Annotated in this window: 26 protein-coding genes, 1 tRNA gene and 1 riboswitch; of the genes, 13 read left to right on the top strand and 14 right to left on the bottom strand. The window is 70.6% G+C overall.

The window, feature by feature from the left end; translation table 11 throughout:
- Positions 1 to 112 precede the first annotated feature (112 nt).
- The 5 genes from ACH4VX_RS04170 (at position 113) to ACH4VX_RS04150 (ending at position 6,214) form a co-directional block, all read left to right on the top strand.
- A complete protein-coding gene (locus ACH4VX_RS04170) occupies positions 113 to 334 on the top strand; it encodes a DUF3311 domain-containing protein (RefSeq protein ID WP_398365780.1) in 222 nt (73 codons plus the stop codon).
- Positions 331 to 1,959, top strand: a complete 1,629-nt coding sequence (gene mctP, locus ACH4VX_RS04165) for a monocarboxylate uptake permease MctP (RefSeq protein WP_398365779.1) — start codon at positions 331 to 333, stop codon at positions 1,957 to 1,959. The genes ACH4VX_RS04170 and mctP overlap by 4 nt, the downstream gene beginning before the upstream one ends.
- A 76-nt stretch (positions 1,960 to 2,035) precedes the next feature.
- Complete coding sequence (locus ACH4VX_RS04160) at positions 2,036 to 2,542, top strand: GNAT family N-acetyltransferase (protein ID WP_398365778.1); 507 nt, start codon at positions 2,036 to 2,038, stop codon at positions 2,540 to 2,542.
- 77 nt (positions 2,543 to 2,619) lie between these two features.
- A riboswitch (cobalamin riboswitch) is annotated at positions 2,620 to 2,704 on the top strand.
- Between the two features lie 145 nt (positions 2,705 to 2,849).
- Positions 2,850 to 5,207 carry a ribonucleoside-diphosphate reductase subunit alpha gene (locus ACH4VX_RS04155; protein WP_398365777.1) on the top strand — a complete coding sequence of 786 codons (2,358 nt, stop codon included), beginning with the start codon at positions 2,850 to 2,852 and terminating at the stop codon, positions 5,205 to 5,207.
- A complete protein-coding gene (locus tag ACH4VX_RS04150) occupies positions 5,207 to 6,214 on the top strand; it encodes a ribonucleotide-diphosphate reductase subunit beta (RefSeq protein WP_398365776.1) in 1,008 nt (335 codons plus the stop codon). Before ACH4VX_RS04155 ends, ACH4VX_RS04150 begins: the two co-directional genes overlap by 1 nt.
- Positions 6,215 to 6,244: 30 nt before the next feature.
- Here ACH4VX_RS04150 and ACH4VX_RS04145 read toward each other — a convergent pair whose 3' ends face one another.
- Positions 6,245 to 6,484, bottom strand: a complete 240-nt coding sequence (locus ACH4VX_RS04145; protein WP_398365775.1) for a hypothetical protein — start codon at positions 6,482 to 6,484, stop codon at positions 6,245 to 6,247.
- A gap of 78 nt (positions 6,485 to 6,562) precedes the next feature.
- On the opposite strand from ACH4VX_RS04145, the gene ACH4VX_RS04140 reads away from it, so the two are divergent.
- Complete coding sequence (locus ACH4VX_RS04140; protein ID WP_398365774.1) at positions 6,563 to 7,525, top strand: helix-turn-helix domain-containing protein; 963 nt, start codon at positions 6,563 to 6,565, stop codon at positions 7,523 to 7,525.
- A 14-nt stretch (positions 7,526 to 7,539) separates the two neighbouring features.
- Here the strand turns inward: ACH4VX_RS04140 and ACH4VX_RS04135 are convergent, their stop codons facing one another.
- The 10 genes from ACH4VX_RS04135 to ACH4VX_RS04090 all read right to left on the bottom strand — a co-directional run bounded on the left by ACH4VX_RS04135 (position 7,540) and on the right by ACH4VX_RS04090 (position 17,792).
- Entirely contained in the window at positions 7,540 to 8,901 is a 1,362-nt protein-coding gene (locus ACH4VX_RS04135) for a cytochrome P450 (RefSeq protein ID WP_398365773.1), read from the bottom strand.
- Complete coding sequence (cyc1, locus tag ACH4VX_RS04130) at positions 8,898 to 9,983, bottom strand: epi-isozizaene synthase (protein WP_398365772.1); 1,086 nt, start codon at positions 9,981 to 9,983, stop codon at positions 8,898 to 8,900. Before cyc1 ends, ACH4VX_RS04135 begins: the two co-directional genes overlap by 4 nt.
- Before the next feature lie 221 nt (positions 9,984 to 10,204).
- Positions 10,205 to 10,855, bottom strand: coding sequence for a peptide deformylase (gene def / locus ACH4VX_RS04125; protein ID WP_398365771.1), 651 nt, complete (start codon positions 10,853 to 10,855; stop codon positions 10,205 to 10,207).
- Between the two features lie 150 nt (positions 10,856 to 11,005).
- Complete coding sequence (locus ACH4VX_RS04120) at positions 11,006 to 11,986, bottom strand: hypothetical protein (RefSeq protein WP_217129553.1); 981 nt, start codon at positions 11,984 to 11,986, stop codon at positions 11,006 to 11,008.
- Positions 11,987 to 12,088: 102 nt separating this feature from the next.
- Complete coding sequence (locus ACH4VX_RS04115; RefSeq protein ID WP_398365770.1) at positions 12,089 to 13,390, bottom strand: HD-GYP domain-containing protein; 1,302 nt, start codon at positions 13,388 to 13,390, stop codon at positions 12,089 to 12,091.
- The gene (locus tag ACH4VX_RS04110) at positions 13,387 to 14,787 is read right to left on the bottom strand and encodes an HD-GYP domain-containing protein (protein WP_398365769.1); all 1,401 of its coding nucleotides are present in this window, start codon (positions 14,785 to 14,787) and stop codon (positions 13,387 to 13,389) included. Before ACH4VX_RS04110 ends, ACH4VX_RS04115 begins: the two co-directional genes overlap by 4 nt.
- 145 nt (positions 14,788 to 14,932) lie before the next feature.
- The gene (gene rsrA / locus ACH4VX_RS04105) at positions 14,933 to 15,244 is read right to left on the bottom strand and encodes a mycothiol system anti-sigma-R factor (protein WP_398365768.1); all 312 of its coding nucleotides are present in this window, start codon (positions 15,242 to 15,244) and stop codon (positions 14,933 to 14,935) included.
- The gene (gene sigR / locus ACH4VX_RS04100) at positions 15,241 to 15,927 is read right to left on the bottom strand and encodes an RNA polymerase sigma factor SigR (protein ID WP_398365767.1); all 687 of its coding nucleotides are present in this window, start codon (positions 15,925 to 15,927) and stop codon (positions 15,241 to 15,243) included. The genes rsrA and sigR overlap by 4 nt, the downstream gene beginning before the upstream one ends.
- A 307-nt stretch (positions 15,928 to 16,234) precedes the next feature.
- Positions 16,235 to 16,936, bottom strand: coding sequence for an alpha/beta family hydrolase (locus ACH4VX_RS04095; protein WP_398365766.1), 702 nt, complete (start codon positions 16,934 to 16,936; stop codon positions 16,235 to 16,237).
- A 40-nt stretch (positions 16,937 to 16,976) separates the two neighbouring features.
- A complete protein-coding gene (locus ACH4VX_RS04090; RefSeq protein ID WP_398365765.1) occupies positions 16,977 to 17,792 on the bottom strand; it encodes an SOS response-associated peptidase in 816 nt (271 codons plus the stop codon).
- A 60-nt stretch (positions 17,793 to 17,852) separates the two neighbouring features.
- Here ACH4VX_RS04090 and ACH4VX_RS04085 point away from each other — a divergent pair, with 60 nt between their 5' ends.
- The 4 genes from ACH4VX_RS04085 (at position 17,853) to ACH4VX_RS04070 (ending at position 21,505) form a co-directional block, all read left to right on the top strand.
- On the top strand, positions 17,853 to 18,575 hold the full coding sequence (locus tag ACH4VX_RS04085) for a M50 family metallopeptidase (RefSeq protein WP_398365935.1): 723 nt from the start codon (positions 17,853 to 17,855) through the stop codon (positions 18,573 to 18,575).
- 150 nt (positions 18,576 to 18,725) lie between these two features.
- Positions 18,726 to 20,042: a 3-phosphoshikimate 1-carboxyvinyltransferase gene (aroA, locus tag ACH4VX_RS04080; protein WP_398365764.1), complete on the top strand. Its 1,317-nt coding sequence runs from the start codon at positions 18,726 to 18,728 to the stop codon at positions 20,040 to 20,042.
- A gap of 9 nt (positions 20,043 to 20,051) precedes the next feature.
- Positions 20,052 to 21,062, top strand: a complete 1,011-nt coding sequence (gene rsgA, locus ACH4VX_RS04075) for a ribosome small subunit-dependent GTPase A (RefSeq protein ID WP_398365763.1) — start codon at positions 20,052 to 20,054, stop codon at positions 21,060 to 21,062.
- Positions 21,063 to 21,181: 119 nt separating this feature from the next.
- Positions 21,182 to 21,505 (top strand): DMT family transporter, encoded by a 324-nt coding sequence (locus ACH4VX_RS04070; RefSeq protein ID WP_398365762.1) that lies wholly within the window; start codon positions 21,182 to 21,184, stop codon positions 21,503 to 21,505.
- Positions 21,506 to 21,512: 7 nt separating this feature from the next.
- Here the strand turns inward: ACH4VX_RS04070 and ACH4VX_RS04065 are convergent, their stop codons facing one another.
- Positions 21,513 to 22,124: a TetR/AcrR family transcriptional regulator gene (locus ACH4VX_RS04065; RefSeq protein WP_398365761.1), complete on the bottom strand. Its 612-nt coding sequence runs from the start codon at positions 22,122 to 22,124 to the stop codon at positions 21,513 to 21,515.
- Between the two features lie 127 nt (positions 22,125 to 22,251).
- Here ACH4VX_RS04065 and hisN point away from each other — a divergent pair, with 127 nt between their 5' ends.
- Entirely contained in the window at positions 22,252 to 23,088 is an 837-nt protein-coding gene (hisN, locus tag ACH4VX_RS04060; protein WP_398365760.1) for a histidinol-phosphatase, read from the top strand.
- 170 nt (positions 23,089 to 23,258) lie between these two features.
- Positions 23,259 to 23,660 carry a cyclic nucleotide-binding/CBS domain-containing protein gene (locus ACH4VX_RS04055; RefSeq protein WP_398365759.1) on the top strand — a complete coding sequence of 134 codons (402 nt, stop codon included), beginning with the start codon at positions 23,259 to 23,261 and terminating at the stop codon, positions 23,658 to 23,660.
- 71 nt (positions 23,661 to 23,731) lie between these two features.
- On the opposite strand, the gene ACH4VX_RS04050 is transcribed toward ACH4VX_RS04055, so the two are convergent.
- Positions 23,732 to 25,183: a catalase gene (locus tag ACH4VX_RS04050; protein WP_398365758.1), complete on the bottom strand. Its 1,452-nt coding sequence runs from the start codon at positions 25,181 to 25,183 to the stop codon at positions 23,732 to 23,734.
- Between the two features lie 144 nt (positions 25,184 to 25,327).
- Here ACH4VX_RS04050 and ACH4VX_RS04045 point away from each other — a divergent pair, with 144 nt between their 5' ends.
- Positions 25,328 to 25,744: a Fur family transcriptional regulator gene (locus ACH4VX_RS04045; RefSeq protein ID WP_398365757.1), complete on the top strand. Its 417-nt coding sequence runs from the start codon at positions 25,328 to 25,330 to the stop codon at positions 25,742 to 25,744.
- Positions 25,745 to 25,845: 101 nt separating this feature from the next.
- On the opposite strand, the gene ACH4VX_RS04040 is transcribed toward ACH4VX_RS04045, so the two are convergent.
- Positions 25,846 to 25,919, bottom strand: a tRNA-Met gene (locus ACH4VX_RS04040).
- Positions 25,920 to 25,991 lie beyond the last annotated feature (72 nt).

The following is a 25,991-nucleotide window of genomic DNA, read 5'->3' as shown; positions in this document are numbered from 1 at the left end:
GCCGCACCCTGACCTACATTTCCTGCGCATTACCGCCGGTGATCAGTGAGGGGACGGAAACCGTCTGATGTCGCAAACCCCAGAAACCAGCGGAGGGCCGGTGGTGACGCCCATGCGCGTCGTCATCGCCCTCTGTCTCGTCGCACCGTTCGTGGCCATGTTGTGGGTCGGGTCCTACGCGAAGACCGATCCGCTGTTCATCGGCATCCCGTTCTTCTACTGGTACCAGATGCTGTGGGTGCTGATCTCCACCGCCCTGACGATGACCGCGTACAAGCTCTGGCAGCGTGACCAGCGCGCCCGCTCGGCCGCGAAGGGCGGTGCGTCGCAGTGAACGACGGCGTGAACGGCGTGGCACTCGCCGTCTTCATCTTCTTCTTCCTGCTGGTCACGGCGATGGGTTTCCTGGCCGCGCGCTGGCGCAAGGCCGAGAACGAACACAGCCTGGACGAGTGGGGTCTGGGCGGGCGCTCCTTCGGGACCTGGGTCACCTGGTTCCTGCTCGGCGGCGACCTGTACACCGCGTACACCTTCGTGGCCGTACCAGCGGCGATCTACGCGGCGGGCGCGGCCGGCTTCTTCGCGGTGCCGTACACGATCCTGGTGTACCCGCTGATCTTCACCTTCCTGCCCCGGCTGTGGTCGGTGTCGCACAAGCACGGCTATGTGACGACGTCCGACTTCGTGCGCGGCCGGTTCGGCTCGAAGGGCCTGTCGCTGGCCGTCGCGGTCACCGGCATCCTGGCGACGATGCCGTACATCGCGCTCCAGCTGGTCGGCATCCAGGCCGTGCTGGACGTGATGGGCGTCGGCGGCGGCGAGGACACCAACTGGTTCGTCAAGGACCTGCCGCTGCTGATCGCCTTCGGTGTGCTGGCGGCGTACACGTACTCGTCGGGGCTGCGGGCCCCCGCGCTGATCGCGTTCGTGAAGGACACGCTGATCTACATCGTGATCGTGGTGGCGATCATCTACATCCCGGTCAAGCTGGGCGGCTTCGACGAGATCTTCGCCTCGGCGAGGGAGGCGTACAGCGAGACCAACCCGGCCACCGGAGCGCCGCGCGGTGCGCTGGTACCGGGTGAGGCGGGCCAGTGGACGTACGCCACGCTGGCGCTGGGCTCGGCGCTCGCGCTGTTCATGTACCCGCACTCGATCACGGCGACGCTCTCCTCGCGCAGCCGTGAGGTGATCCGCCGCAACACCACGATCCTGCCGCTGTACTCCCTGATGCTGGGCCTGCTGGCGCTGCTCGGCTTCATGGCGATCGCGGCCGGGGTCAAGGTCAGCAACGGCCAGCTGGCGATCCCGCAGCTGTTCGAGAACATGTTCCCGGACTGGTTCGCGGGCGTGGCCTTCGCGGCGATCGGCATCGGCGCGCTGGTACCGGCGGCGATCATGTCGATCGCGGCGGCGAACCTGTTCACCCGCAACATCTACAAGGACTTCATCAAGCCGGACGCGACGCCGAAGCAGGAGACCCAGGTCTCCAAGATCGTGTCCCTGCTGGTGAAGGTGGGTGCGCTGGCCTTCGTCCTGACGATGGACAAGACGGTCGCGATCAACTTCCAGCTGCTCGGCGGCATCTGGATCCTGCAGACCTTCCCGGCCCTGGTGGGCGGCCTGTTCACCCGCTGGTTCCACCGCTGGGCGCTGATCGGCGGCTGGGCGGTCGGCATGGTCTACGGCACGGTCGCCGCGTACGGGGTGGCCTCGCCGACACAGAAGCACTTCGGCGGGTCGTCGAAGGAGATCCCGGGCATCGGCGAGATCGGCTACATCGGCCTCACCGCGTTCGTGCTCAACGTCCTGGTCACGGTCGTCCTGACCTTCGTCTTCCGGGCCGTGAAGGCGCCCGAGGGCGTCGACGAGACCACGCCGCAGGACTACACGGCGGACGCGGGTGACCCCGGTGTCCGGGTGGAGCTTCCGCCGGCCACGGCGGGCAGCAGCCACTGACGCCGGTGACGTGGGGCGACGGGCCGTCGGAGAAATCCGGCGGCCCGTTGTCGTACCCGTCCTGCAGACTCCCCCCATGGACATCGTCATCCGGCCGGTGGAGCCCGGCGAGCACGAGGAACTCGGTGAGATCACCGCGCGGGCCTATCTGCTGGACGGGCTGCTCGACTTCGGGGAGAGCGACGCGTACCTCGGTGAGCTCAGGGACGTGGCGAAGCGGGCCGCCGCCGCCGAGGTGCTGGTCGCCGTGGAGAACGGGGCGGTGCTGGGCGGGGTGACCTTCGTGCCGGGTCCCGGCCCGATGGCCGACATAGCGGGGCCGGGCGAGGCGGAGATCCGGATGCTGGCGGTGGCCCGCGCGGGCCGGGGCCGCGGGGCCGGGGAGGCACTGGTGCGCGCCTGCGTCGAGCGGGCACGGGCGGTCGAGGGGTGCGCACGGATCGTGCTGTCGACCCAGCGCACCATGCACTCCGCCCACCGCATCTACGCGCGGCTGGGTTTCACCCGCAGCCCGGAGCGCGACTGGAATCCCCTGCCGGACCTGGACGACATCACTCTGCTCACCTACGAGTTGACGCTCTGACACCTCCGCGACACAACATATGGGGTCGTCAGCAGCACCCGGCACAAGATGTATGCTCATGCTCGCTGTCGCCGCAGGGGAATCCGGTGTGAATCCGGAACTGTCCCGCAACGGTGTACCCATGCCCGCGTGCGCGTGTGCGTGGGCCTCAGTCCGAGGACCTGCCGACAGTGCGCCCGGCCGTCCGGTCCGGGTGCGTGGACGTCCGGGCCTCGCGGAATGGGCCGGTGGACGCGACGCCGCGTGCGTTCGTGTGCTGCCCCCTGCCCTCTTCGAGGCCTCCGTGCCGAGCGAGGGAGAGCCCCACGTGACCATCGCGCCAGCCGATCCGGCCCCAGCGATCGACGTGACCGAGGAGAGCGGCGGCCCCGGTGCCGCGCTGCTGCGGACCCTGACCGAGCTGACCGCCGACCTGCCGGACGCCGACCCCGGCCGGGTCGCCGCCGCAGCGCTGCGCGGCCGGTCCGCTTCCGCCGACACGGCGGAGCTGCGGGAGCTGGCCACCGAGGCGGCGGCCGGGCTCATCTCCGAGGACCCGGCCTACTCCCGGCTCGCCGCCCGGCTGCTGACCATCGGCATCCGCGCCGAGGCCGCCTCACAGGGCGTCACCTCGTTCACCGGGTCCGTAGCGACCGGGCACCGCGAGGGTCTGATCGCCGACCGGACCGCCGCGTTCGTCCGGCTGCACGCCGCCCGCCTGGACGCCCTGATCGACACCCGGGCCGACGACCGCTTCGGCTACTTCGGCCTGCGCACCCTGCACAGCCGCTACCTGCTGCGGCACCCGGTCACCCGCAAGGTCGTCGAGACGCCCCAGCACTTCCTGCTGCGGGTCGCCACCGGTCTCGCCGAGGACGACAGTGCGCGCTCCATGGACGAGGTCACCGCGCTGTACGGGCTGATGAGCCGCCTGGACTACCTGCCCTCCTCCCCCACGCTGTTCAACTCCGGCACGCGGCACCCGCAGATGTCCTCCTGTTACCTCCTCGACTCCCCCAAGGACGAGCTGGACTCGATCTACGACCGTTACCACCAGGTCGCCCGCCTCTCGAAGCACGCCGGCGGCATCGGCCTGTCCTACTCCCGCGTCCGCGCCCGGGGTTCGCTGATCCGCGGCACCAACGGGCACTCCAACGGCATCGTCCCGTTCCTGAAGACGCTCGACGCCTCGGTCGCCGCCGTGAACCAGGGCGGCCGGCGCAAGGGCGCGGCGGCGGTCTACCTGGAGACCTGGCACTCCGACATCGAGGAGTTCCTGGAGCTGCGCGACAACACCGGCGAGGACGCCCGCCGTACGCACAACCTGAACCTCGCGCACTGGGTGCCGGACGAGTTCATGCGCCGGGTGGACGCCGACGCGCCCTGGTCGCTGTTCTCCCCGGCGGACGTGCCCGGACTGGTCGACCTGTGGGGCGAGGAGTTCGACGCGGCGTACCGGGCCGCCGAGGCGGAGGGCCTGGCGAAGAAGACCCTCCCGGCCCGCGAGCTGTACGGCCGCATGATGCGCACGCTCGCGCAGACCGGCAACGGCTGGATGACCTTCAAGGACTCGGCCAACCGCACGGCGAACCAGACCGCCGAGCCGGGCCACGTCATTCACTCCTCGAACCTCTGCACGGAGATCCTGGAGGTCACCGACGACGGGGAGACGGCGGTCTGCAACCTGGGATCGGTCAACCTCGGTGCCTTCGTGGACCAGGGGGACATCGACTGGGAGCGCCTCGACGAGACGGTGCGCACGGCCGTGACGTTCCTCGACCGGGTCGTCGACATCAACTTCTACCCGACCGAGCAGGCGGGCCGCTCCAACGCCAAGTGGCGCCCCGTCGGTCTCGGCGCCATGGGCCTGCAGGACGTCTTCTTCAAGCTGCGGCTGCCCTTCGACTCCCCGGAGGCGAAGGCGCTGTCCACCAGGATCGCCGAGCGGATCATGCTCGCCGCGTACGAGACCTCCGCCGACCTCGCCGAGCGGGACGGCCCGCTCCCGGCCTGGGAGAAGACCCGTACCGCCCGGGGCGTGCTGCACCCCGACCACTACGACACGGAGCTCACCTGGCCGGAGCGCTGGGCGGCACTGCGGACGCGGATCGCCTCCGTCGGGATGCGCAACTCTCTGCTCCTCGCGATCGCGCCCACCGCCACCATCGCGTCGATCGCGGGCGTGTACGAGTGCATCGAGCCGCAGGTGTCCAACCTGTTCAAGCGCGAGACGCTGTCCGGGGAGTTCCTCCAGGTCAACTCGTACCTGGTGGACGACCTGAAGCGGCTCGGCGTGTGGGACGCGCGCACCCGTGAGGCACTGCGCGAGGCGGGCGGCTCGGTGCAGGACTTCGTCTGGATCCCCGAGGACGTGCGGCGGCTGTACCGCACCGCCTGGGAGATCCCGCAGCGCGGTCTGATCGACATGGCCGCCGCCCGCACCCCGTTCCTGGACCAGGCGCAGTCGCTCAACCTGTTCCTGGAGACGCCGACCATCGGGAAGCTCTCCTCGATGTACGCCTACGCCTGGAAGCAGGGCCTGAAGACCACGTACTACCTGCGCTCCCGCCCGGCGACCCGGATCGCCCGCGCGGCGCGCGCCACCGTCCCCGTCCCGCAGGCGGCCGACCCCGAGGCGGTCGCCTGCTCCCTGGAAAACCCCGAGTCCTGCGAGGCCTGCCAGTAATGACGACGAAGAACCTGCTCGACCCCGGTTTCGAGCTGACTCTCCGCCCCATGCGCTACCCCGACTTCTACGAGCGCTACCGGGACGCCATCAAGAACACCTGGCACGTGGAGGAGGTCGACCTCCACTCGGACGTGGCCGACCTCGCCAAGCTCAGCCCCGAGGAACAGCACCTGATCGGACGGCTGGTCGCGTTCTTCGCGACGGGCGACTCGATCGTGGCCAACAACCTGGTGCTGACCCTGTACAAGCACATCAACTCCCCGGAGGCGCGGCTGTATCTGTCGCGGCAGCTCTTCGAGGAGGCGGTGCACGTCCAGTTCTATCTGACGCTGCTCGACACCTACCTGCCCGACCCGGACGACCGGACGGCGGCCTTCGCGGCGGTGGAGAACATCCCGTCCATCCGGGAGAAGGCCGAGTTCTGCTTCAGGTGGATGGACTCGGTGGAGAAGATCGACCGCCTGGAGACGCGGGCCGACCGCCGCCGCTTCCTGCTGAACCTCATCTGCTTCGCCGCGTGCATCGAGGGCCTGTTCTTCTACGGGGCGTTCGCCTACGTCTACTGGTTCCGCGGCCGGGGCCTGCTGCACGGGCTGGCGACCGGCACCAACTGGGTGTTCCGCGACGAGACGATGCACATGTCCTTCGCCTTCGACGTGGTCGACACCGTCCGCAAGGAGGAGCCGGAGCTCTTCGACGAGGAACTCGGTCAGCAGGTCACCGACATGCTGCGCGAGGCGGTCGAGGCCGAGCTGCAGTTCGCGCGTGACCTGTGCGGGGACGGGCTGCCGGGCATGAACACCGAGTCGATGCGGCAGTACCTGGAGTGCGTCGCCGACCAGCGGCTGGTGCGGCTGGGCTTCGCGCCGGTGTACGGCTCGGAGAACCCGTTCTCCTTCATGGAGCTCCAGGGCGTCCAGGAGCTGACGAACTTCTTCGAGCGGCGCCCGTCCGCGTACCAGGTCGCCGTGGAGGGCACGGTCGACCTGGACGAGGACTTCTAGACAGCCGTGTGCCCGGGTGCCGCCCCGCCGTCACGCCGCTCGCGCGGTGCGGTGGGGGGCGGCAGCCGTCGCGGGGCGTGAGGCCGTCGGCCCCGCGCGGCGCTCGGCGGCGGCGCGGGCGGCCTCGGCCCGCTCGATCTGCCGGTCGATCCGCCGCTCGCGCGCAATGCCGAGCAGGGCGGGCCAGGTCATGAAGGCGAACAGCCCGAGAACGGCCACCATCGCGGTCAGTGCTTCCATCTGCGTCGTATCCATGGACACCACTGTCATGCCCGATGCTCCTTACCGGCAGTGGCAGGACTGCCGTACACCCTCGATTTACTGCCAAGGACGCGGCACACTGGAGCCATGCTCCAGAATGTGGTCGCTGTCCTCCTCGACGGCGTGAATCCCTTCGAACTCGGCGTCGTCTGCGAGGTCTTCGGCGTCGACCGCAGCGACGACGGACTGCCGGTCCACGACTTCGCCGTCGCCTCGGCCGACGGCCCGGTGGTGCGCACCAACACGGGCTTCTCCCTCCAGGTCGAGCACGGTCTGGAGCGTCTGGAGACGGCGGACCTCATCACCGTGCCCGCCGGTTCCTCCTACACGTCCCGGGAGTTCCCGCCCGAGCTGCTGGACGCCCTGCGCCGGGGCGTGGACCGGGGCGCGCGGGTGCTCAGCGTCTGCTCCGGGGTGTTCGTGCTCGCCGCCGCCGGGCTCCTCGACGGCCGGCGTGCCGCCGCGCACTGGAAGCACGCGGATGCGCTGACCAGGCAGTACCCCCATCTGACGGTCGAGCCGGATGTGCTCTACGTCGACGAGGACCCGGTGATCACCTCCGCGGGCACCGCCGCCGGCATCGACGCCTGTCTGCATCTGGTGCGCAAGGAGCAGGGGCCGGAGGTCGCAAACAAGATCGCCCGGCGCATGGTGGTGCCCCCGCACCGCGACGGCGGGCAGGCCCAGTACATCGAGCGCCCGCTGCCGCAGTCCGGGGGCGACACCGTCTCCGAGGTGCTGGTGTGGATGGAGCGGCATCTCGACGAGGAGACCACCGTCGAGCAACTGGCCGTCCGCGCCCACATGTCGCCGCGTACCTTCGCCCGCCGCTTCCAGCAGGAGACCGGCACCACGCCCTACCGCTGGATCCTGCGCCAGCGGGTGCTGCTGGCCCAGCATCTGCTGGAGGCGACGGACGAGACGGTGGACGCGATCGCGGGCCGCACCGGCTTCGGCAACGCGGCGGCGCTGCGCCACCACTTCGTCCGCGCCGTCGGTACCACCCCGCACGCCTACCGGCGCGCGTTCAGGGGCCCTCAGGCCGCCTGAACGCGCGCGGCCGGTCAGCGGGGCAGCGCCCGCAGCATCAGACCGCGCGGCCGGAGCGTGATGCCGATGCGGGGCCGGGTGTCGGAGTCGGGCGCGTGGTCGAAGCGGTAGGCGGAGGCGACCACCGCGGTGATGAGCGTGAGCTCGGCCATCGAGAAGTGGTCGCTGGGGCACTTGCGGTTGCCCACGCTGAACGGACTCATCGCGTACTTGGGCACGTCCCCCGCCCGTTCCGGGAGCCAGCGGTCGGGGTCGAACTCCTCGTTCCGCTCGTACGACCGCCGGTCACGCTGGACGGCGTACGGACTGTAGATGAGGTCCGCCCCCTTGGGAATGCGGTATCCGCCGAGTTCCGTATCGGTCACCGCACGGCGCGTCAATATCCAGACGGCCGGATACAGCCGCAGGGCCTCGGTGACGACATTCGCTGTGTACGTCAGCTTTCGGACGTCGTCGAATGCGACCGGGCGGTCACCCACAACGGTTTTCACTTCGTCGCGGATCTTGTCGCCGAGTTCCGGGTGCTCGGTGAGAACCAGGAGGAGCGACATGATCGTGGATCCGACGGTTTCGGCGCCGGGGGTGAGTATGGCGATGACCTGGTCGTGGATCTCCTGTTCCCCGATGGGCTCGCCATTCTCGTCCTTCGCCTCCAGCAAAGCCGTCAGCAAATCGTTCGGCTTTTGACCGCTTGCCCGTCGGTCGGCAACGATCTCGTCGACCAGGACATGCAAATCGGCCAGCGCGCGGTTGAATTCCCGGTTGGCCGGAAGCGGAACCTTGTAAAGCGGTCCGAGCGGTACCACCATGCGCTGGTACATGCCGCTGAACAACGTCGTGAGGTCGGCGCAGATGCGCTCCGCCCGGGCGTCCATGTAGCTGCCGCGCATCAGGCAGCGGGCGGCGACCCGGACGGCCGCGCGGAAGGACTCCGTCGTGACGTCCAGCACCTCGCCGGAACGCCAGCGCTCCACGAGCGCGTACGCCTCCTCCGCCATGATCGGCCCGTACGCGGGAATGGCGTCGAGCTTGAACGCGGGCTGGATGGTGCGGCGCTGGCGCCGGTGCAGCGGGCCGTTGGCGGTGGCGACACCCTCCTTGCCGAGCAGGTCCTCCAGGGACTCCCACAGCGGTCCGGCGATGATGTAGTCGGGGCTCAGCGCCACCGCCCCGGTGAGGGCGGGGGTGGTGACGGCGTACACCGTCTTCGGTCCGAGTTTGAGGCGCACGACGTCGCCGTGGTCGCGCAGCCGGGACATGAAGGACAGCGGATCACGCGCCAGTTTCCAGCCGTGGCCGAGGACGGGAAGTCCTCCGCCGGCCACGGGAGGCTCGCGCAGCGGGGTCGTTTCGGGGTTCGCGGATTCGACGGTCATGACTCACCTGCCGTTTCGTTGTTGACGTACGGGGGTGTGGACCGGTCGTCCCAGCTGTCGACCCGGTACCGGCCGGACTCGTGGTGGAACCAGTAGACGGAGCTGAACCAGTTCCGCATATTGCCGACGCAGGCACGTACGGCGGCACTCGTTTCCTTTCCTCCCACCGTGCCGTCGTCGAGGGTGTCCGCGAGGCGCAAGGCATCCCGTTCGGCCTCCTGAAATTCACTGATGCATTCCTCCACACGACGCCTCATGTCCGCGATTGCTTCTTCGAGTGTGAATTCCTCGTGGGTGATGAGACTGATGCCGAGATTGTGCACCTCACTGCCCGCTATTTCCTTCGGCAGCGAGCACAGGTCGTTGTACCAGGCGGCGAATTCCTGACTGAGCAGTGCCGCCTTCCGGTAGGCGGGGTCCCGCCGCACCTCGTCCGGTAGTTCACTGCCCGCGCTCGGCTCCAGGAGATCGGTCCAGATCCAGTGCGCGAAGGTGAGCCGGCGCAGTTCCAGGTACTCCTCGACGGTGGGGACGATCCCCTCCGTACGGTTGTGGAATTCCCGGTCGTACGCCTCGATCACCTCGTGGAAGTGCCGGGCGAACCGGTCGTTCCAGCCGCCCGGCAGGAACGCGTACAGCCGCTCCACGCTGTCCGCGAGCCCCGCCACCACCGGGTCCTCGTGGCCCAGGTGGTCACCGGGGCTGTCGAGGGCCCTGTGCAGCCGGTCCTTCAGCCGCAGCCAGGCGGCGGAACGGCCGTGCACGATGTCACGGTCGTGCCGGTCGTCCCAGACGAAGAACCACGCGCTGTAGTCCGCTATCGCCTGCAGGACGTCGTCGGGGGCGCCTATGTAGTAGCCCGCCATAAGGTCGGTGTAGCACAGGCCATCGGCATATTCCTCCACCTTGTCCGCAGGCATGAGCCGCTTTTCGAGCAGCCACGCCCTGGTCGTCTCCTGAAGTCGCGGCCAATACGGGTGGAGTCGCCGGGGAAACGCCGCCTCGATCACCGGAAGAGACAGCGCCGGTGGAACTGCGATGGTGGCCGGTGTCGATGTGGTGCCGTGTGACAAAGCATGCACGAACAATCCCCTCTCTGCCGCCAGTCGGCGGGCGCCCGCCCCCCGAGCCGGGCGCACGCCGTGCGTATCCCCGCACCTCCATTCAGCACCACAACTGACCGTTCTGGGAACGGATTTGCTTCTTTCGCTACTACAGAGGCCGCACAGACGAACGGCGTCCGATCGAAAAAGTGCTCGATCGGACGCCGTCGGTGAGGAGACGGAGGGGCTCCGGAGGCCGGTCAGTCGTTGGCCACCACGGGGTAACGCGGCTCGTTCTCGGCCATCTGCCGCAGCGCGTCCTTGCGTTCGCGCTTGGACAGCCGGTCGATGTAGAGGTAGCCGTAGAGGTGGTCGGTCTCGTGCTGCAAACACCGGGCGAAGTAGCCGGTACCGCGTACCCGGACGGGGTTGCCCTTCTCGTCCTGGCCGGTCACTTCGGCGTAGTCGGGGCGGGCCAGCGGCATGTACGCCGTGGGCACCGACAGGCAGCCCTCGTTGCTGTCGTCCAGCCGGCGCTTCTCGGCGGGCAGTTCGACCGGCTTGGGGTTGCAGAGCACACCGACGTGCCGCACACCCTCGTCGTCCGGGCAGTCGTAGACGAAGACCTTCTTGTCCACACCGATCTGGTTGGCGGCCAGGCCCACGCCCTCGGCGGTGCGCTGGCTGGCGAACATGTCGGCGACCAGCTGCTGCAACTCGTCGCCGAAGTCCGTGACGTCCTTGCACTCCTGGTGCAGCACCGGGTTGCCGACCACGGTGATCGGGCGCGAGGTGCCGCGCTCCCGCCAGGCCGCCTCGCGCTCCTCGCAGTCCTCCGTGTCGATGACGTACCCCTCGTCGTCGACGGGGAGCACGCCCACGTGCTGCTGATCGGTGTCCTGCTGAGCCATGACCGACGTGTGCCTTCCTGAGTAAAACCGGGGTCGTGATCTGACAAGGGTACGGTGGAGCGCCCCTTCAGGGGTGCGGGACGGTATCGATGTGCGGCTCCGCCGCGTGGTCGCGACCAGCCACAACGGACCCGCACCCGGTCAACGGCCTCAGCAGACCTCTTCAAGGTCCCGCCAGTCCCGGGAGTCCGGACTGTCCGCGACCCACCCGTCCAACAGCCCCCGTACGAGAGAGGCAGGGGCGGCGACGCCGCACTCCCGCTCCGGCACCCACAGCTGCCCGTCCGTACGATGCCCGAGCGGCCCGGGATGCCCCGGCTCGCTGTGATCGTGCGGATCCAGGTGCTCGCCCTCCCCCTCGTCGGACGGCATCCGGGACTCCGAGCACATCCGGCACAGCAGCCGTACGGAGGACGACCAGTCCTCGGCCGCGAACCCGGCGTCGGAGGCCAGCTGCTCCAGCGCGTCCCGGTCGGCCTCGGTCGCGGCCTCCAGCAGCACCACCCAGGTCGGCACCGGCGAGGGCGCCCACAACTCGATCTCGTCGAACACCGGGTAGGTGTGCCCGGCGGCGGTGCTCCGCTCCCCGTGCGGCACGCCGTCGTGCAGGACGACCTCGCCCCAGCGGCGCCCGGAGGACGGCAGCGGAATGGACAGCACCTCGATCCGGGCGGGGTCCAGCCTCCTCCCCCACACCACCTCCGCCTCCCCCTCCGGGGACAGCCGTACGGCCGCGCTGCCCAGGTCCATGCCGAGAGGCTCGCCGGAGTCGGTGGCCGGGCCGGGCACCTTGAGTCCATAGGCCTGCCAGGCCCGCCGGGCCAGCGGCCAGTCCTGCAGGGCGGTGGCGGCGATGCCGACGTTCCACCAGTCGGGAGCGCCGGTGTCGCGGTCGAGCAGCGCCACGGCCCGCAGTCCGGCGGCCCGCGCCTGCTCCCAGTCGTGCCGGAACTTGTGCAGCAGCGCGAGGTTGAACCAGGACTCCGACAACCAGGGCTCCAGATCGGCGGCACGGGTCAGCAGCGCGCCCGCGTCCTCGTACCGGCCGTCGCCGATGAGCGTGAACGCACGGTCCGTGGCCTGCCGCCAGGAGGCGGAGGGCCGGTGCCGTCCCTTGCCGAAGATCCTCACGATTCCCGCCTGCCGGTTCCGTCGGTGGGCTGGCTGTACCTGTCCGCGCCCCCGGACACCCTCTCCTTCGCATCCAACCACGTACGGCCACAAGGGCGCTCATTACCCATGGGTTACCCAGCCTCGGCCGGGGTCAGACAGTCCCGTCCGTGGTCCTCGCCACGATCGGCCTCCGTGTTCACGCGCCCCCTCCGTGTTCCGTGACAGCACCCGGGCCAGTGCTTCGACCACCGCCGGCGCGTACTCCCCGGCGGTTCCCAGGCGCAGTTCCTCCAGCGCGGTCAGCGGCCCGCCGGGCCCTCCTTCCCGGGACTTCTCCTCGTACGCATTGACCACCCGGACGATACGCGCGGCGAGCGGCTGCTCCCGGTGCGGGTCGGCCTGACGTTCGACGATCGCGGCCACGCGCGGGTCCACCCCGGTCTGGCGCACCACGGCGCCACCGAGCAGCGCGATCCGCCGCTGTTCGGCGGCCGGCAGGCCGATGGTGGCACCGTCGGGGACCGGGTCGACGAGGCTGAGCTGGCCGATGTCGTGCATCAGGGCGGCGTACTCCAGCACGGTCAGTTCGGGTTCGGTCAGCCCGAGGTCCCGGCCCACCGCCCGGCTGAGCGCGGCGACCCGGCGGGCGTGCCCGGCCGGGGTGCATCCGGCGATCTCGGTGGCCCGCGCGAGGGAGGTGATGGTCTGCCGGTAGGTGGCGCGCACGGCGGCGTACCGCCGGTAGGACAGCTGTGCGAGCAGCAGGGGTACGGAGAAGACGGGCAGCGCCCACAGCCCCACGACCGCGACCCCGAGCGCCATCACCGCGCCCGTGGCGATGACGGCGGTCCCGATGCCGGGCACGGCCCGCAGTTCGTCGCGCAGCGTCGGCAGGAAGGGCCATCCGGTGCGGGAGTGGGCCAGCGCGGCGGCGAGCACGGCGTCGCACAGCGCGGTGAGGGACAGCAGGGCGAGCAGGAGCAGCGCGTGGGCGGGGCCTCCCCAGCCGTCGAAGGTGCCCCGGTTGTACAGCGGCTGGAAGCACACGGCGACGAACCCGACGGTCAGCACCCTGCGGGCCGGCGGGTCGAGGGCGGGGCCTTCACCGCGCCCGACGTGCGGCACGCTGCCGAGCAGGGACGCGGCGAGCACCACGGTGACGACCTGGGCGGTGCCGTGGTGGGTGGGCCGCCCCGCGGTCTCGCCGAGCAGCGCGTACGACAGTGAACCCGCGGCGGCGAGCGGCGCGGCCTCCCTGATCCGTGTCCCGTTGCGCCGGGTGAGTTCGCCGACGGCGATGAACACCCCGAAGGCGAGGGCGGCACCGCGTTCCTCGACGCCGTTGTAGAGGGTGGCGCCGAGGGAACCGACGGCGAGGACGGCGGCGCACAGGTGTACGACGGTGTGGAGCCGGGGCCTCATCGGCGCGCCCCGGGCCGGCCGGCGGCCGGTGCCGCGGGCCCGGGCACGGCGGTGGACCGTATGTCGCCGGTGGCCGGCCGGGGCTCGTCGGCGGTCACCGCCGGATGCCAGCCGGACCGGCCGATCGCCCGTACCAGCGCGGCCACCATCCGCGGGTCGAAGTGGGCACCCGCGCACCGCCGGAGCTCCTCCAGCGCCACGGGCACGGGCCGCGCCCTGCTGTAGGAGCGGGTGGAGGTCATCGCGTCGAAGGCGTCGGCGACGGCGACCACCCGCGCGGACTCCGGGATCTGACTGCCCGCCAGCCCGTAGGGGTAGCCGGTGCCGTCCAGTCGTTCGTGGTGGTGCAGCACCGCCGCGCGGGCCTCGCCGAGGAAGGAGATCCCCCGCACCATCTCGTGCCCGTACTCGGGGTGCAGTTCGATCACCCGGCGTTCCTCGGGGGTCAGCGGGCCGTTCTTGGTGAGCAGCCGGGTGGGCACGCCGAGCTTGCCGACGTCGTGCAGGATGCCCGCGAAGCGGAGCACCTCGACGCGCTCGTCGTCCAGACCGAGTTCCCGCGCGATCATCATGGACGCCCGTCCGACGCGTTCGCTGTGCCCGCGCGTGTAGCCGTCCTTGATGTCGACGGCCTGGACGAGGGCGCGGATCGTCGCCTGATGGGCGGCCCGCTCCCGGTGGTACTGGGCGAACGCCCACCAGGAGACGCCCATCGGCAACAGCACGAGCAGCGCGGCCACCGGACCGTAGGGGCTGCGCCACAGCAGCGCCATCATGAGTCCGGCGAGGCCGTGCACGGTGATCGGTGCCAGCGACCCGAGGAACAGCCGCCACCAGGCGGCCGGCGCCGGGATCCGCCTCCCGCGCGGAAGCACGCCGGGCGCCGGGGCCGGGATGCCGCCGTCCAGCAGGGTGAGCACCAGACAGAACACCAGCACCGCGGCCCCGGCCGTGCCGAGCGCGCCCGGGACGTCGCAGTCCGCCACCGCCTCCCGGCCGCCGACCGCCAGATGGGCCCGGCTCGCGGCCCATACGGCGAGCACCAGCCGGCCGGTCCGCCAGAGTCTGCGCGCCAGGTACGGGCGTTGTTCCACGGGGAGCAGCAGCGCCCCGGGGAGCGCGACCAGCGCCGCGGCGGACGGTGGCAGCAGGAAGGCCCCGGCGAGCAGGACGGGGTGGAAGGTTCCGCCCGGGTGCGGGGCGGCGGCCGGACGTGACCGGGCGAGGCGCTCGCAGCCCGCGTACAGCGCGGCGAGCAGGGCGACCGCCCACCAGGAGACGTGGACACCGCCCGGCGGGGACACCGGGACGGAGGGAACCAGGGACAGCGGGCAGAGCAGGCCCAGCACGGTGACACAGGCGACATACGCGCGGGCCCGTGCCGGTAACGCCTCCATGAGCCCCTCCCCGACCGTGCCCGCCGGCACTCGACCTGCCACCTGCCAGGCTCTGGAGCCTAGGACGGCGGGGTGTGCCTCCACGGGCCGATAACCCGCGGATTAGCACGTTCGAGTGACACAGGGGTGGGGGAACCGCGGAGTGTCAGGACTCCTGCGGTGCGGCCGGTGAGGCCGTGACGTCCTGGTCGGGGACGGCCTGGCCGGAGCGGATCAGATCGATCCGGCCCATGACCTTGGAGCGCAGGTCGCCCGGCACGTCGTCCTGCCCGCAGCAGCGCTTGACCAGCTTCTTCACCGCCTGCTCGAGCCCGTACTTCTCCAGGCAGGGCGAGCATTCCTCGAAGTGGTGCTCGAACTTCACGCAGTCGGAATCCGGCATCTCACGGTCGAGGAACTCGTAGAGATGATCGAGGATTTCGCTGCAATCCGTCTCGTGCGGCTCTCCGCAGCTCATGACCCCGAGCCTTTCGCTTCGTTCGACTCTCCGGCGCCGGCCGGAACCAGTCCGCGCTCACGCGCGTAGTCCTCCAGCATGCCGCGCAGCTGACGGCGGCCACGGTGCAGCCGGGACATCACCGTACCGATGGGTGTCCCCATGATGTCCGCGATCTCCTTGTAGGCAAAGCCCTCTACATCGGCGAGGTACACCGCGATGCGGAACTCCTCGGGGATCGCCTGGAGCGCTTCCTTGACGTCCGAGTCGGGCAGGTGGTCCAGCGCCTGCGACTCCGCGGAGCGCAGACCTGTGGACATGTGCGACTCGGCGCGCGCGAGCTGCCAGTCCTCGATCTCCTCGGCCGCGCTGCGCTGGGGCTCGCGCTGCTTCTTGCGGTACGAGTTGATGAAGGTGTTGGTGAGGATCCGGTACAGCCACGCCTTGAGGTTGGTGCCTTCACGGAACTGGTGGAAGGACGCGTACGCCTTGGCGTACGTCTCCTGGACCAGGTCCTCCGCGTCGGCCGGGTTGCGCGTCATGCGCAGGCCGGCCGAGTACATCTGGTCGAGGAACTCGAGCGCGTCCCGCTCGAAGCGCGCGCTGCGCTCCGTGGTCGACTCCGCACCCGTGCTGCCCTGGCCCTCGGGCTGCTCCGCCTGGCCGTGTTCGGTCCCTGCGTCGGTACCGGGAACCTGACCCACCTCCTCCAGAGTTGTCGTGAGACCGAAGGCGGTCTCACCCGAATCGGAGGATAGACGACGATCCGGTCCGCCCGCCGCCCGAATAGGGGCGGTCCTGGCCGCGTGCAGCACCGTCCAGTCCAGGTCGGCGCGGGCACTGCGGCTCGAATCAGACTCTGCCGGGCGCAGCCCGTCCACAGGGTGGCGGGAGGCGGGCGGGCAGAAGGTCGAACCCATGCGGCGGACTTCCTCTCCTACGACGGTGATGCCGTTGACCGGCACATACGTCCGTCCCAACAGCGGACGCCGCCCGGGCATTCCCGGCGCCTCACCCGAGTGAGGCGGTCCACCGCACGACCGCGTCCGTGACCACCGCCACGGCCTCCTCCTGCGTGAGGTCCGCCCGTCGGGGCACGGCGAAACCGTGATCCCCGTGGTCCACCTCGACCAGTTCGTACGCCCACCCGTCTCCCACCACCGCCCTTGCCCCGACGCGCTGCGCGCGGCCCCTCCTGTACTCCGGGAACTCCCCGGGCCTGCCGAACGGGTCGTTGCCGCCCTGGACGACGAGTGTGGGCACCCCCGCGCCGAGCAGCTCGTCGGCACGGGACTTCTCGGGCCTGCCCGGCGGATGCAGGGGGAAGCTCAGGGCGAGCACCGCGTGGGCGCCGAGTTCCGTGGCGGTACGGCAGGCGACGCGGGCGCCGGCGCTGCGCCCGCCCGAGATCACCGGCAGGCCCGGCTTCGCCAGCGCGGGCCAGATGCCGCGCCAGCCGGTGTCGAGGGTCTTCGGCGCGGGGGCCACCTTCTTGCCGGCCACCCGCCAGGGCTGTTCGACCAGGGCGACGGTCACGCCGTGTGCGGGCAGCTCGGCGGCGAGCGCCTCCAGGTCCCGGGCCCCGATGCCGCCGCCGGCGCCGTGGCCCACCGCGAGAACGAGGCGGGCGCGGTCACGTGCGCGATGCCAGGTGATGCGGGCGGGGCCCGCGTCCGTCTCCACGGTCTCGGTCGTATCCGTCGCGTCGGTCATGTCTGTTGTATCGGTCATGTCTGTCGTGTCGGAGGTCACGTCAGAAAAGTGTGCCCTCCTCCGGCGCGGCCAGCTCTTCCAGCAGCTCCGGTCCGTTGTTGCGGACGTTGCTGACCGTCGTGGCGACCGGGTAGGCGCGCATCAGGCCGGAGGGCGGCGGGGCGAGCAGCTCGCGCAGTTCTCCGACGTCGGCGCGGGCGGGGTCGAGCCAGGCGTCCCAGCGGTCCGGCGTGAGCATCAGCGGCATCCGCGGATGGATCTCGGCGAGGGTGTGCGGGCCGTCCGCCGGCGCCACGGCGAGCGGGCTCGTCTCCGCCTCGGTGGTAATGACGGAGCACGTCGCCCACCAGGCCTGGGGATGGTCGTCCGGCAGCGTCTTGTCCCGCCAGAACTCGTACAGCCCGGCCATGGCGAACACCGAACCGTCGGCCGGGGTCACGAAGTAGGGCTGCTTGCGGGGCCGCTTCTTCTTCCCCTCGACCTCCAGGTCCCGCTCCTGCTTGCCGGTGACCCACTCGTAGTAGCCGTCGGCGGGCAGGATGCAGCGCCGGGAGGAGAAGGCGCGGCGGTAGGACGGCTTCTCGTGGACGGTCTCCGCGCGGGCGTTGATCATCCGGGCCCCGCCCTCGGGCGTCTTGGACCAGGAGGGCACCAGGCCCCACTTCAGCTTCCGCAGCTGCCGAACCGGGCGCGGGTCCGACACGTCTTTCAGGGCACGGTCGAGGACGGCGTAGACCTCCTTGGTCGGCGCCACGTTGAAGTCGGGCTCCAGGGTCTCCTCCGGCTCCCACTTCTCGATCTCAAAGATTCCTGCGAGATCCTCGGGCCTGCGACTCGCTGCATACCGTCCGCACATACATGCAACACTGCCAGACTCCGTACGCGCAGAGGGAGCAATCGGGAACACATGGAAAGCATGGTCAGCACCGCGTCCGCGTCGCTCGGCTCCCTCTGGGACGAGGTATCCGGCACCCAGCCCGACCCCGATGTGTGGGTGGTCGTCGCCACACTGGTCGCCGCGGCCGTCGTCGTCGTACCGCAGGGGTTGTGGCGGCTGTCCCGGAACGCCATCACTATCGCCCACGAGGGCGGGCACGGTCTGGTGGCGCTGCTCACCGGCCGCACGCTGACGGGGATACGGCTGCACTCGGACACCAGCGGCCTGACCGTCAGCCGCGGAAAACCGCACGGCATCGGCATGATCCTCACGGCAGCCGCCGGCTACACCGCTCCTCCGCTGCTGGGCCTGGGCGGCGCCGCGCTGCTCGGCGCCGGGCGCATCACGCTGCTGCTGTGGCTGGCCACGGCGCTGCTGGTGGCGATGCTGGTGATGATCCGCAACGCGTACGGGGCGGTGACGGTGCTCGTCACGGGCGGCACGTTCGTCCTGGTGTCCTGGCTGGCCGGGCCCCAGGTGCAGGCGGCGTTCGCGTACGCCGTGGTCTGGTTCCTGCTCCTGGGCGGCGTACGCCCGGCCTTCGAGCTCCAGGCCAAGCGGTCACGCGGCGGTGCGGGAGACTCGGACGCGGACCAGCTCTCCCGTCTGACCCACGTACCGGCGGGCCTGTGGCTGTTCCTGTTCCACGCGGTGTCGCTCTGCGCGGTGCTGGGCGGGGGCAGGTGGCTGCTGGGCCTGTAGGTCACGGCGCCTGCCGGCCAGGCCGCGGGCAGCCGGCCGAAGGGGCGCGGGCCGTGGCGGTATGCGGCTCCGCCACGCGGGCGCGACAAGCCACAACGCGGCCGCACCCGAAGCGCAGCCTGCCCCCCGGCCTCCTTATAAAGTGGGGCCATGGCCCCGAACCCCACGCACACCGCCCTCTGGCCCGCCCCGCACGCGAGCGGAGCCGTCGACGCGACGGTCCACGTGCCCGGGTCCAAGTCGGTCACCAACCGTGCCCTCGTGCTCGCCGCCCTCGCCTCCGAGCCGGGCTGGCTGCGCCGCCCGCTGCGTTCCCGCGACACCCTGCTGATGGCCGGCGCCCTGCGCGCCATGGGCGTCGAGATCGAGGAAGGGGTGGGCCCGGACGGCACCGGCGAGGCATGGCGGGTGCTCCCCACGGGCCTGCACGGCCCGGCCACCGTCGACGTCGGCAACGCCGGCACGGTGATGCGGTTCCTGCCCCCGGTCGCCACGCTGGCCGACGGCCCCGTCCGCTTCGACGGCGACCCGCGTTCCTACGAGCGTCCCCTGAACGGCGTCATCGACGCGCTGCGTCAACTGGGCGCCCGGATCGACGACGAGGAGCGCGGCGCGCTGCCGATGACCGTGCACGGCGGCGGCGCCCTGGACGGCGGCACCGTGGAGGTCGACGCGTCGTCCTCCTCCCAGTTCGTCAGCGCCCTGCTGTTGTCCGCGCCGCGCTTCAACCAGGGCGTCGAGGTCCGTCACACCGGCGCGACGCTGCCGTCCCTGCCGCACATCCGGATGACCGTCGACATGCTCCGCGCGGTGGGCGCCCAGGTGGACACCCCCGAGTCGGGCGGCGAACCCAACGTCTGGCGGGTCACGCCGGGCGCCCTGCTGGGCCGGGACCTGACCATCGAGCCGGACCTGTCCAACGCCCAGCCGTTCCTGGCGGCGGCGCTGGTGACCGGCGGCAAGGTGGTCGTCCCGGACTGGCCGGCCCGTACCACCCAGCCCGGTGACCGGCTGCGGGAGATCTTCACCGAGATGGGCGGTTCCTGCGAGCTGACCGAGTTCGGGCTCGTGTTCACCGGTTCCGGGTCGGTCCACGGTGTCGACGTGGACCTCGGCGAGGTCGGCGAGCTGACGCCCGGCATCGCGGCCGTGGCGGCGCTCGCGGACTCCCCGTCGACCCTGCGGGGCGTGGCCCACCTCCGGCTGCACGAGACGGACCGGCTGGCCGCGCTGACCAAGGAGATCAACGAGCTCGGCGGCGACGTCACCGAGACCGCCGACGGTCTGCACATCCGCCCGCGCCGGCTGCACGGCGGGATCTTCCACACCTACGAGGACCACCGCATGGCCACCGCCGGCGCGATCATCGGCCTCGCGGTCGAGGGCGTGCAGATCGAGAACGTGGCGACCACGGCGAAGACCCTGCCGGACTTCCCCGAACTGTGGACCGGGATGCTCGGGGCGTAGGGGTTCATCATGCGTCGCTACGGCAAGCACACCGACGAGGACGACATCCGCTCCCGCCCCAACCGCAAGGGCAACCGGCCGCGCACCCACATCCGGCCCAAGCACGAGGACGCGGCCTCGGGCATGGTCCTCACCGTCGACCGGGGCCGGCTGACCTGCCTCGTCGACGACCGGACCGTACTGGCGATGAAGGCCCGTGAGCTGGGCCGCAAGGCGGCGGTGGTCGGCGACCGGGTGGCGATCGTGGGCGACCTGTCCGGCGACAAGGACACGCTCGCGCGGATCGTGCGGATCGAGGCGCGCGCGTCGGTGCTGCGCCGTACCGCGGACGACGACGACCCCTACGAGCGGGTCGTCGTCGCCAATGCCGACCAGCTCGCCGTCGTCACCGCCCTCGCCGACCCCGAACCCCGCCCGCGGCTGATCGACCGCTGCCTGGTCGCGGCGTACGACGGCGGTCTGACGCCGCTGCTGGTGCTGACCAAGTCGGACCTCGCGCCGCCGGACAAGCTGCTGGAGCTGTACGGCGACCTCGACATCCCGTACGTCGTGACCAGCCGCGCGGAACTGGAGAGCGGCGAGGCCGTGGACCGGGTACGGGAGCAGCTGGACGGCCGGATCACCGCGTTCGTGGGGCACTCCGGGGTCGGCAAGACGACGCTGGTCAACGCGCTGGTACCGGAGGAACGACGGCGTACGACCGGACATGTCAACGCGGTGACCGGGCGGGGGCGGCACACGACGACGTCCGCGCTGGCGCTGCCGCTGTCGGGTACGGAGGGCTGGGTGATCGACACCCCGGGCCTGCGGTCCTTCGGGCTCCACCACGTCGACCCGTCCCGGGTGATCCACGCCTTCCCCGATCTGCAGCCGGGCACGGAGGGCTGTCCGCGCGCGTGCAGTCACGACGAGCCGGACTGCGCGCTGGACGCGTGGGTGGCCGAGGGGCACTCGGATCCGGCACGGCTGTACTCGCTGCGGCGGCTGCTGGCGACACGGGAGCGCACGGAGGGCGACTGACCTCCGCGTTGTTTGTCGTGGCCTCCGGACGGTAAGTGCATAATCGCACCGAGCCGGACCCGAACCCGTCGAACCTGACGAAGCGGTCACTGTGCGTGGGGAATGCGGGAGGACGACACATGGTGTGGCTGCTGGTCATAGTGGCCGGGTTGCTCGAGACCGGCTTCGCCGTGTGCCTGAAGCTGTCGCACGGCTTCACCCGGCTGTGGCCGACCATCGCGTTCTGCGCGTTCGCGCTGGGCAGCTTCGGGCTGCTGACCCTGGCGCTGAAGAAGCTGGACGTGGGACCCGCGTACGCGGTGTGGACGGGCATCGGCGCGGCGGGGACGGCCATCTACGGGATGGTGTTCCTCGGGGACCTGGTGTCGACGCTGAAGATCGTGTCGATCACGTTCGTGATCATCGGCGTGATCGGGCTGCAGTTGTCGGGGTCCGCGCACTGAGTACCCGCTACGGCACCACCGGAGGCCGGTGCAGGGCGCCGCGCACCAGGTCGGCGATGTCGTTGTCGGCCGGGGGTGCGACGACGCAGGACAGGGCGAGGCGGACCACCAGCTCGCAGGACCGGGCCAGGTCGGCGGTGTCGGACCTTCCGGCGCCGGGGCCGGCCAGGACGGTGACGGCACGGTCGCGGACGAGGGCGACGAAGTCGGCGGGTGAGGGCAGCGGGCCGTCGGCGCGGCGCTGCGCGGACACGGCGGAGCCGGACGCCACCGCCGCGAGACCCGGGGCGGGCAGGCGTTCGCCCCAGCAGCCGGTGAGCATGGCGCGGACCAGGGCGTTCTCCCGGGCGCTGGCGGTGGTCCACTCGGCGGTCGCGGTCAGCCGGTCGCGCGGGTCGGAGTGGCCGGTGAGGGCGCGGTCCACACCGGCGAGGTAGCCGTCCGCCTCCCTGCGGACGAGGGCCCGGGCGAGGCCGTCCTTGCTGCCGAACTCGTTGTACAGCGTCTGGCGGGAGACCCCGGCCGCGGCGGCCACGTCCACCATCCGCACCGCGGACCACGGGCGACGCGCCAGTGCCGTGCAAGCGGCGTCCAGCAGAGATTCCCGCGCTGCAGGCATCTTCGCCTCCCTCGGGGCGAGCGGCCGACCCTGCGGTTAGATTTGACGCGCCGTCGGGCACTGTCAAGGGTTCGCGGGACCCGCCCCCGGTAGCCCCGCACCGATCTCGGCAGATACCGTTCGTCGCATGCCCGACTACCTTGACGACCTGCGTCTCGCCCATGTCCTGGCGGACGCCGCCGACGCCGCGACGATGGAACGGTTCAAGGCTCTCGACCTCAAGGTGGAGACCAAACCGGACATGACGCCGGTGAGTGAGGCGGACAAGGCCGCCGAGGAACTCATCCGCAATCACCTCAGGCGCGCCCGCCCGAGGGACGCGGTCCTGGGCGAGGAGTACGGGGTGGAGGGCACGGGGCCGCGGCGCTGGGTGATCGACCCGATCGACGGCACCAAGAACTACGTGCGCGGGGTCCCCGTGTGGGCGACGCTGATCTCCCTGATGGAGGCCGGCGGTGGGGGTACCTCCCGCTCGAGCGCGGCCGAGAGCGGGGGAGGCTTCCAGCCGGTCGTCGGCGTGGTCTCCGCCCCCGCCCTCGGCCGCCGCTGGTGGGCCGCGCAGGGGCACGGCGCCTTCGCCGGCCGCAGCCTGTCGTCGGCCTCCCGGCTGCACGTCTCCCGCGTCTCCAAGCTCTCCGACGCCTCCTTCGCGTACTCCTCGCTCAGCGGCTGGGAGGAGCAGGGGCGGTTGGACGGCTTCCTCGACCTCACCCGCGAGGTGTGGCGCACACGCGCGTACGGCGACTTCTGGCCGTACATGATGGTCGCCGAGGGATCGGTGGACCTGTGCGCCGAGCCGGAGTTGTCGCTGTGGGACATGGCGGCCACCGCGATCGTGGTCACGGAGGCGGGCGGTGGCTTCACCGGGCTCGACGGCCGCCCCGGACCGCACAGCGGCAACGCGGCCGCGTCGAACGGGCTGCTGCACGACGAGTTGCTGGGGTATCTCAACCAGCGCTACTGAGCGGCACGGGGTGAGCGTGCGCGCCCCCGATCGGCCGCACGCGCCCTCTTGTTGACCCCCGCTTTACCTGCCACTCTGAGAGCTCCCCCACTTGTGAACTTGTGAAATCGCGAACGAGCGGGCTTCCGCGCCCATGACCTCGCGTTTTCCGGTAGGAGGTGGCTCCATCCATGCTCGTCCGTGACGCCATGAGCACCGTGGTCCTCACCATCGGCCCCGCCCACACCCTCCGCCAGGCCGCCGCCCTGATGTCCGCCCGCCGGGTGGGCGCGGCCGTGGTCCTCGATCCCGACGGCACCGGCATCGGCATCCTCACCGAACGGGACGTGCTCAACTCCGTCGGGCTCGGCCAGGACCCCGACACCGAGCGCGCCCACGCCCACACCACCACCGACGTCGTGTTCGCCGCCCCGTCCTGGACCCTGGAGGAGGCCGCTGCCACCATGACCCACGGCGGTTTCCGCCACCTGATCGTCCTCGACCGCGGCGGGCCCGCCGGCATCGTCTCGGTCCGCGACATCATCCGCTGCTGGGCACTGGAGCGACGGCGGACCCAGCAGGTGCCGGCGTAGTGACATGCGAAGCGGGCCGGCCCCCGAGAGGGGGTCCGGCCCGTGTTTCGACAAGCGGTCCAGCGCTGGTATCAGCCGCGCAGGGCCTGGACCGCGGCCTCCAGCCGCTTGCCGAAGTCCTCGTCCGCCTGACGGAAGTTGTTGATCGCGCGCTCGGCGATGTCGTCGCGCGTGACCCCGGAGATGGCGTTCGCCAGGTTGCTCACCAGGCGCTCCTTCTCCTCCTCCGTCATCAGCCGGTACAGGTTGCCCGCCTGCACGAAGTCGTTGTCCTCGGCGTGGACGGGTGTGACCGTCTCACCGGTGACACCGGTCACCGCGACGGGCTGCCACAGCGGACGGCCGGTCTGGGCCGGGCCGCCGAAGCTGTTCGGCTCGTAGTTCTTCGCACCGTTGTGGCGGCCGTCGTACAGGTAGCCGTCACGGGAGTTGGTGCGCGCCTCGGTGGCGTGCGGGCGGTTCACCGGCAGCTGGTCGGCGTTGATGCCGATGCGGTAGCGCTGGGCGTCGCTGTAGCCGAAGAGACGGCCCTGGAGCATCTTGTCCGGGGAGGGACCGATGCCCGGCACGAAGTGGGCGGGGCTGAACGCGGACTGCTCGACCTCGGCGAAGATGTTCTCCGGGTTGCGGTTGAGCTCCAGCTTGCCGAACTCGATCAGCGGGTAGTCCGCGTGCGGCCAGACCTTGGTCAGGTCGAACGGGTTGAAGCGGTACGTGGCCGCCTCGGCCGCCGGCATCACCTGGACGGAGACGGTCCAGGACGGGAAGTCGCCGCGCTCGATGGCCTCGCGCAGGTCCCGCTGGTGGGAGTCGGGGTCCTTGCCCGCGAGGACCTCGGCCTCCTCGGCGGTCAGGTTCTTGATGCCCTGGTCCGTCTTGAAGTGGTACTTGACCCAGAAGGCCTCGCCGGCCTCGTTGTTCCACTGGTAGGTGTGCGAGCCGAAGCCGTCCATGTGGCGGTACGACGCCGGGATGCCGCGGTCACCGAACAGCCAGGTCACCTGGTGCGTGGACTCCGGCGACAGACCCCAGAAGTCGAAGACGTTGTCCGCCTCCGTCGAGCCCGTGTACGGGTCGCGCTTCTGCGTGTGGATGAAGTCCGGGAACTTGATCGCGTCCCGGATGAAGAACACCGGGGTGTTGTTGCCGACGAGGTCGTAGTTGCCCTCCTCGGTGTAGAACTTCAGCGCGAAACCGCGCGGGTCGCGCACGGCGTCCGGGGCGCCCAGGTTGCCGGCCACCGTCGAGAAGCGCAGGAAGGTCTCCGTCTGCTTGCCGACCTCGGAGAGGAACGCGGCACGCGTGTACCGCGTGACATCGGCGGTCACCGTGAAGGTGCCGTAGGCACCGGCACCGCGGGCGTGCACCACACGCTCCGGGATGCGCTCACGGTTGAAGTGGGCCAGCTTCTCCAGAAGGAGCTGGTCCTGAACGAGGACCGGGCCACCGACGCCCGCGGTCTCGCTGTTCTGGTTGTCGGCTACCGGGGCACCGGCCTCCGTAGTGAGCGGTCCCTGCGTCACGTGCGCCTCCTGCGTCATTGCTGACCAACCCTGTGCCTTGGCCAAAACCGATCTCGATCCTACAATGGACAATGTCTAAGTCAAGTAAAGCTCCAAAGTCACACCCGTTCGGGATTCCTGTCCCCCTGCTGTTAGGCTGGTGCTATGAGTGACCTTCTGGAACGGCTTCGCGGACGTGGATGGCGGATGACCGCGCAGCGCCGTGTCGTGGCCGAGGTCCTCGACGGCGAACACGTTCACCTGACGGCCGACGAGGTGCACGCCAGGGCTGTCACCAGGCTGCCCGAGATCTCCCGGGCGACCGTCTACAACACCCTGGGCGAGCTGGTCTCGCTCGGTGAGGTGCTGGAGGTCGCCACGGACAAGCGGGCCAAGCGGTACGACCCCAACGCGCACCGTCCGCACCACCACCTGGTGTGCGCGCAGTGCGGCGCGATCCGCGACGTCCACCCGATCGGCAATCCGCTGGCCGACCTCCCCGACACGGAGCGCTTCGGTTTCACGGTCTCCGGCGTAGAGGTGACGTACCGCGGAGTCTGCCCGAACTGCGCGGCGGCGTAGGCGCCGCGCACACCCACAAGCGAAAGCCCCGGCATCCGATGGATGCCGGGGCTAAAGGCCGAGGGCCGGAACCCTTTCGGATTCCGGCCCTCGGCCTTCAGTAGCGGGGACAGGATTTGAACCTGCGACCTCTGGGTTATGAGCCCAGCGAGCTACCGAGCTGCTCCACCCCGCGTCGATGAATGAAACACTACGTCAAGACGTCCGACGGAAGCAAATCCGTTCCGCAGCCGCGGGCAGCCGTGCC

The organism is Streptomyces sp. NPDC020731 (genome assembly GCF_044334705.1).
In the GTDB taxonomy this organism is placed as follows: domain Bacteria; phylum Actinomycetota; class Actinomycetes; order Streptomycetales; family Streptomycetaceae; genus Streptomyces.
The sequence above is the reverse complement of the archived record's forward strand: the minus strand, read 5'-3'. Positions and strand labels throughout refer to the sequence as shown.